The sequence below is a fragment of the Streptomyces sp. NPDC002730 genome, from assembly GCF_042888805.1.
Classification (GTDB): Bacteria; Actinomycetota; Actinomycetes; order Streptomycetales; family Streptomycetaceae; genus Streptomyces.
Genome location: NZ_JBIAQG010000045.1, coordinates 1 through 5,361, shown reverse-complemented (window position 1 = coordinate 5,361; position 5,361 = coordinate 1). Strand labels below are relative to the sequence as shown.

The window sequence follows — 5,361 nt, the reverse complement described above, 5'->3', positions numbered from 1 at the left end:
GCTGAAACGGCAGATGTTCGGCCGGGCCAGCCTCGATCTCCTTCGCAAACGCGTCCTGCTCGCGCGATGAGTCCAGCCCGTCCGGATCACAAGATTGTCGACAGAACCCGCAGCTTCACGTGCACGCAGTCGATGAACAGGACCGGATAGACCGAGTCGAGCGGCCTGTTCTGCCATTCGTGCATGCCCTCGAGCACCTTGTCGGTGATCGTGGAGATGGTGGTCTTGGAGACCTCGGCGCCGTAGACCTCGGCCAGGTGGGCGGAGATCTCGCCGTGGGTCAGGCCGCGGGCGGAGAGCGACAGCACCATTTCGTCGACGCCGGTCAGCCGGCGCTGGCGCTTCTTGACGATCTGCGGCTCGAATGAGCCCTCGCGGTCCCTGGGGACCTCGATCTCGACGGGCCCGACCTCAGTCGTCACGGTCTTCGAGCGGGTGCCGTTGCGCGTGTTGCCCGAGGTGGTCTTCTCGTGCTTCTCGTGCCCGAGATGGTCGGTGATCTCGCCTTCCAGGGCGGACTCGAGAAGCCTCTTCGTCAGCTGCTGCAGCAGTCCGCCTTCGCCGGTGAGCTTGATCCCGCCGGCTTGGGCCCGGTCGACCAGCTGACTGATCAACTGGTCATCCAGAGCGTCCGGCTGCAGCCCCGCGGGCTTCACTTCCTCCACGGCCTCAGCCGACACGGTCACGTCTGTCATCAGGTGTTACTTCCTGCTCGAAGATCCACCGTTGACCGTACAGACCCAGGTTTTCAGGCTGGTGTCGGTGTACTCAGGGGCAGTCTGGTAGCGGTGAGGCAGCCGTCGACGAGGTGGGGCCTGTTCTGGATTCTGCGTAACTCTCGGCGGAGTGTGCGGTCGAGGTCGTCAGGCGATTTGAACGCGGTGTTGGCCATCGTTCTCCGCAGGAGTGACCAGACCCCTTCGACGGGGTTGAGGTCGGGTGCGTACGGCGGGAGGCGGACGGTGGTGAGCCAGTCGTGCTCGGCTTCGTACCGTTTCAGTCCTGCTGCCAGGTGGGTAGGGGTTCCAGAGGGCCAGCGTCCAGGCCCGCTGCCCCACGCTCACGGAGGTGTCCAGGTGCGTCGTGTTGGTCAGCAGCAGCACCTCGATACCGATGCCCCGGACCAGTAGGAGGGCACTGACGCCCCACCCCAGCCACCTTGCCAGCAGAGCGGGAACACCCCGGAGCCTGGACCGGGCAAGCAGCCATGCCAGCAAGGCGCCGAGGAGGCAGAGCGCACCCACCGGCTACGACGAACCCACAGCGGGCGCTCGGTGCAGGGCTTGATCAAGTTCCGTAGGTGTCCGGATCGTTGGTGATGCCCAGGATGGGGAGTGCTCGTTGGGGCTCGTCGCGGATCGCCCGGGTGGTCTTGGTGATGTTGTCGGCTCCGAGGGTTTTCAGGACGCCTATGGCGAGGTTGCGGAGGGTCGCCATGGCCCGTGGTGCGGTCCCGGCGTGGACGGTGGAGGCGTCCTCGGCGAAGGTGACATCCCTGATGTGGTGCGAGGAGTTCTCCACTCCCCAGTGCCCGCGAATCGCGGCGGCCAGGTCGGCGGGGCCGGCTTGGTGGGCGTCGAGGCTGGTGACGGCGTAGACGCTCTCGCGGGTCTCGCGTGTGCCGGTCTGCTTGCGGCGGCGGTGGACGCGGATGGCCAGGCGGGCGTGGGGAAAGGCGATTCCGCCGAGTTCGTCGGCGATCCCGCAGGTTTTGATCGAGCGGGACTCGCGGCGTCCGTGTCCGGCCCCGGAGGCGGTGTGCTGGACGGGGATGCCCTGCCATGGCAGGGCCGCGAGCTGACGGTGGGCGGTAGGCTGGATGGTCTTGATCACGGCGATGTAGTGGGCCTTCTTGGTCTCGACCAGCCAGGAGATGTTCGCCTTGACCGAGTGCAGGGCGTCGAAGGTGACGACGGTGCCGGTCAGGTCCAGCGGTGCCAGCAGCGGACCGAAGTGTGTGGTTTCGTTCGTCTTCGCGCCGACCTCCACCTGGGCGAGGGTCACGACGGTGCCGTGAGTGACCGCGGAGAGCAGATGCCGGCGCGCCGCGGTGAGACGAGCTGATCCCTTGAGTGCTTTGCCGTCGACACGCGCGGCCGCCCGGACGCGGAGGGCGCCGGGGCGGGCTCGGCGGCGCGGTGCCGGTCGGCCAGGTAGGCGCCCACCGCCCGGTCCAGGGCGTCACCGTCAACAGCCCCCAGCACACGGCCGATCGTGGCCGGCGACGGAGTGCGCCGCCATCCGAGCAGGTGGCGCCGGATCCCGATCACTGCCAGGAGTGCGTTCGAGGCACGCTGACCCCACTCGGCGAGTTCGTCGATGCTCCTCGCTCCCGAGACGACCGCGCAGGCACACACCAGCAGGATCGCTGTCAGCGAGTACCACCGGCCCCGCCGTGCGCGCGGGTCGGGCACCAAGTCGAAGCAGGGGCGCAGGTCGGCGATCCGGCCGGTGTCCAGCGGCCCCAGCTTCACCAGCACGGCAGGGATGGGAGAGGATGCAGCAGCAGGCACGGGCCACCTCATGATCATCGGGCTGAGACACCACAATGACCACGAAGCCCGTGCCTGCCCTGTTATGCGCCCCAACCGGCCACAACCCGACCAGCCGCACAACCCCGGAACTTGCAACCGCCCTGCAGGCGGCCCGGCACACCGAATTCTCGGCAATTTGGCGGATGTTGACTGCGACCCCCTACGTGACACTTAGGGGCAGGTAAGCCCCGAGTAAAGTCCAGAGGGTCATGGCGTGCCGCTGGATTGACCTATCTCACGTCTGGGTCTGTGACACCGACGTCCAACGGCTGTGTACACAAGCCTATTTCCTTACCTGCCCTGTTATTAGCCCTTCCTGAAGGGATCCACCATGCGATACACACTCCGCCGCTACAGACCTCCGGTACTCGCGGACGACACCGGTGCCCCCCTCCCGTCCAGATCCCCACGGGCGAGCGTAATCCTGAGTTGCGCCGTCGCGGCGGCTCTCTCTTGCGCCCTTCTGCCAACTTCGGCACACGCCGGGAGTACATCCCCCTCTCTTGCGGACTGTTACGGAAAAGAATCCGATAGCTATTTGATAGGGCTGATCAATAAAGGTCAGGGGGGCTATCCGTTTGACCTGAAGTATGCCACCTGCACCTTCCCCGCCCCAGGGCAAACCTACACCTCCAGCGGGTATTATAAGGACACAGGGGTCACAACCGACGCATACAGTAACTGCGCAGGGGGGGGAGGCACCTCCGAGAGCCGGACCACTAGCGTCGCGACGACTAAATCCTTTGCGGTGGCGCAGGGGTTCGAAATTTCCTCGTCACAAGAAGGGAGTATAGCGGATGTCTTTAAGATTGGTGTCAACAAACTGAGTAACACCACGCTGACCTGGACGTGGGCAACCACGAACTACAAAGGCACCACGCAGACATTTAATTTCCCTGCAAATACGCGAGGCTTTTACAAGCGGCAGCGGCATTTCGGCGATATTTGGGGGAATACTGAAATGAAGTACTGGACCCTCGAACAAAGCCACCGCGACAGGTGGTTGCCGACCAAAACAACTCAAGAACGCCACACCATCGCAATGCCTGATTTTCAGTGGGTTTATGTCAACCTTGGTTGTTGATCTGGCGCGGAGGGGTGGACCCGTCTCCATTTTCCGGTATGGCGCCATCACATCCCTCCGCTCCGGTTGACCTGTTGACTCATAGTGAACAGACCGGCCGCCAATAGATCATTAGAAACTCCAGACATTTCTTCGGAGATCCCTCTTCTATGGGTGGCCGGTAGTCAAATAGCCAAAAAACTCGGGGTTTTCTCTCTGCCGGACCGCTAGCGGGCCTCTGCCTGATGGCGCAAAAAGTAATTCGTTAGTCCGAATGTCGACCAGAGATCCAGATGTGGTCTGATTTCTCGCCAGGGCCGACCGGGGGCTGATGCCGACCCATCGAGGAATATGCTGATGAAAAAAGCGCAGAAGTCCGCATCAGCGGTCACTACATCCCGCGGCCGAAGTCTGCCTTGGCCATTGTTTGTTGTAGTCCTGGCCGCTGGAGCACTCGTCGCAGTGACGGTCCTGCGCATCCTGCCCGGCCAACCGGACACCCACGCTACCCCGAACGACGACGCCCGCCGGCATTTCGCAACCGCCAGTGGAGGCTCCGGTGGCGTCACGGCCGACGCGGTAAGGCTACTGGAGCGGATCGCCACTGTGGCGGCGAGCAAGCCCACCCCGACCGTCCATGGCGACCAGTACGAGTACCGTGTCATCAAGGCCGCCGTCGCCTCACAGGTCGAGGGTAAATCCTCCATACAGCTCGGCAAGCCCCGGTTGCGACAGATGTGGCTGTCGGTCGACGGATCTCGTCCAGGACTGATGCGTGAGCCGGAGGTTCTAGCTGATTCAGAGCCACTGGGCCCTAACCTCAGCCCGAGCATGAACCAGCCGACTTACCGGTACCTCGCTTCGCTGCCCACAGATCCCGATACGTTGCTGAAGAAGATCCACGCCGAAACCAAAGGCATCAGCCCCAGCGCCGATGAGGGGGCCTTTGTCGCCATCGGGAACGTCTTGCAGACGCTTGTTCCCCCGAAAGCCTGTGCCGCTCTTTACAGGGCCGCTGCCAAGATCGTCGGCGTGACGGTGAAGACCGATGCAGTCGATGCCATCGGCCGCCGTGGAGTCGCCGTAACCTACCTACAGGCAGGCGGCGAGCGCATTGAGTGGATATTCGACAAGGACAAGCTGGAGTTCCTTGGTGTGCGTAACGTCATGACCAGGAACACCCCATGGGGTAAGGCCGGACAGGTAACCGTCGCCACAGCCATGCTAACTCGCATGATTGTCGACAAGGCAGGCCAGGTTCCGCATCGCAGCAGCTGAGCGCTGCCGGTAGAACCATGCCGATTGCGCCCGGTGAACCGCTCCGGGATCGATGGAGGCTCCGGACTGTCCCGAGTTGGGTGGAGCCGAGTCACTTGGTTTCACGCTACCGGTGGGGTGCGAAGTTCGCACTCCACCGGGCTGAGCATGCCCGGTTTTGGAAGATTTCCAGGTACTCGAAGAGCGCGGTGGACAGCTGAAGACGGGTCCGCCACCGTCTGCGGTTGAGGAGTTCGACCTGGACCCGGGCCCGGAAAGACTCCATCATCGCGTTGTCCACACAGCCCCCGATGGGCCCATCGGGGGCAGCAGGCCGGAAGCTCGCGCCCGCTCGGTGAACGCCCAGGACCCGAACTTCCCAGACTCAACCGGTCGTCGCAACACCGGTTTTTTCCACGATCACCGACAAAGCGCTGGAGTCGATGGCGGAGTGGCGTACTCGTCCGCTGGATGCGGTCTATCCGGTGGTGTTCATCGACTGCGTGC

Annotated in this window: 5 protein-coding genes and 3 pseudogenes; 3 read left to right on the top strand and 5 right to left on the bottom strand. The window is 63.6% G+C overall.

All coding sequences use genetic code 11. The features are described 5' to 3' along the window. Window positions 1-107 precede the first annotated feature (107 nt). The 5 genes and pseudogenes from ACFYXH_RS42145 to ACFYXH_RS42125 form a co-directional block, all read right to left on the bottom strand. Window positions 108-695 (bottom strand): annotated as a pseudogene (locus ACFYXH_RS42145) (transposase); the annotation flags it as partial. Between the two features lie 53 nt (window positions 696-748). Then, complete coding sequence (locus ACFYXH_RS42140) at window positions 749-1,012, bottom strand: transposase (protein WP_389575085.1); 264 nt, start codon at window positions 1,010-1,012, stop codon at window positions 749-751. Window positions 1,013-1,076: 64 nt separating this feature from the next. Beyond that, window positions 1,077-1,244 (bottom strand): annotated as a pseudogene (locus ACFYXH_RS42135) (hypothetical protein); the annotation flags it as partial. A gap of 43 nt (window positions 1,245-1,287) precedes the next feature. Beyond that, on the bottom strand, window positions 1,288-2,034 hold the full coding sequence (locus ACFYXH_RS42130; RefSeq protein WP_389575082.1) for an ISAs1 family transposase: 747 nt from the start codon (window positions 2,032-2,034) through the stop codon (window positions 1,288-1,290). Further along, window positions 2,001-2,513, bottom strand: coding sequence for a transposase family protein (locus ACFYXH_RS42125; RefSeq protein WP_389575077.1), 513 nt, complete (start codon window positions 2,511-2,513; stop codon window positions 2,001-2,003). Before ACFYXH_RS42125 ends, ACFYXH_RS42130 begins: the two co-directional genes overlap by 34 nt. Window positions 2,514-3,072: 559 nt before the next feature. Between ACFYXH_RS42125 and ACFYXH_RS42120 the strand changes: the two genes are divergently transcribed. The 3 genes and pseudogenes from ACFYXH_RS42120 to ACFYXH_RS42110 form a co-directional block, all read left to right on the top strand. After that, entirely contained in the window at window positions 3,073-3,618 is a 546-nt protein-coding gene (locus ACFYXH_RS42120; RefSeq protein WP_389575075.1) for a hypothetical protein, read from the top strand. Window positions 3,619-3,897: 279 nt separating this feature from the next. Beyond that, window positions 3,898-4,875 carry a CU044_5270 family protein gene (locus ACFYXH_RS42115; protein WP_389575080.1) on the top strand — a complete coding sequence of 326 codons (978 nt, stop codon included), beginning with the start codon at window positions 3,898-3,900 and terminating at the stop codon, window positions 4,873-4,875. Between the two features lie 389 nt (window positions 4,876-5,264). Continuing rightward, a pseudogene (locus tag ACFYXH_RS42110) lies at window positions 5,265-5,361 on the top strand (transposase); the annotation flags it as partial.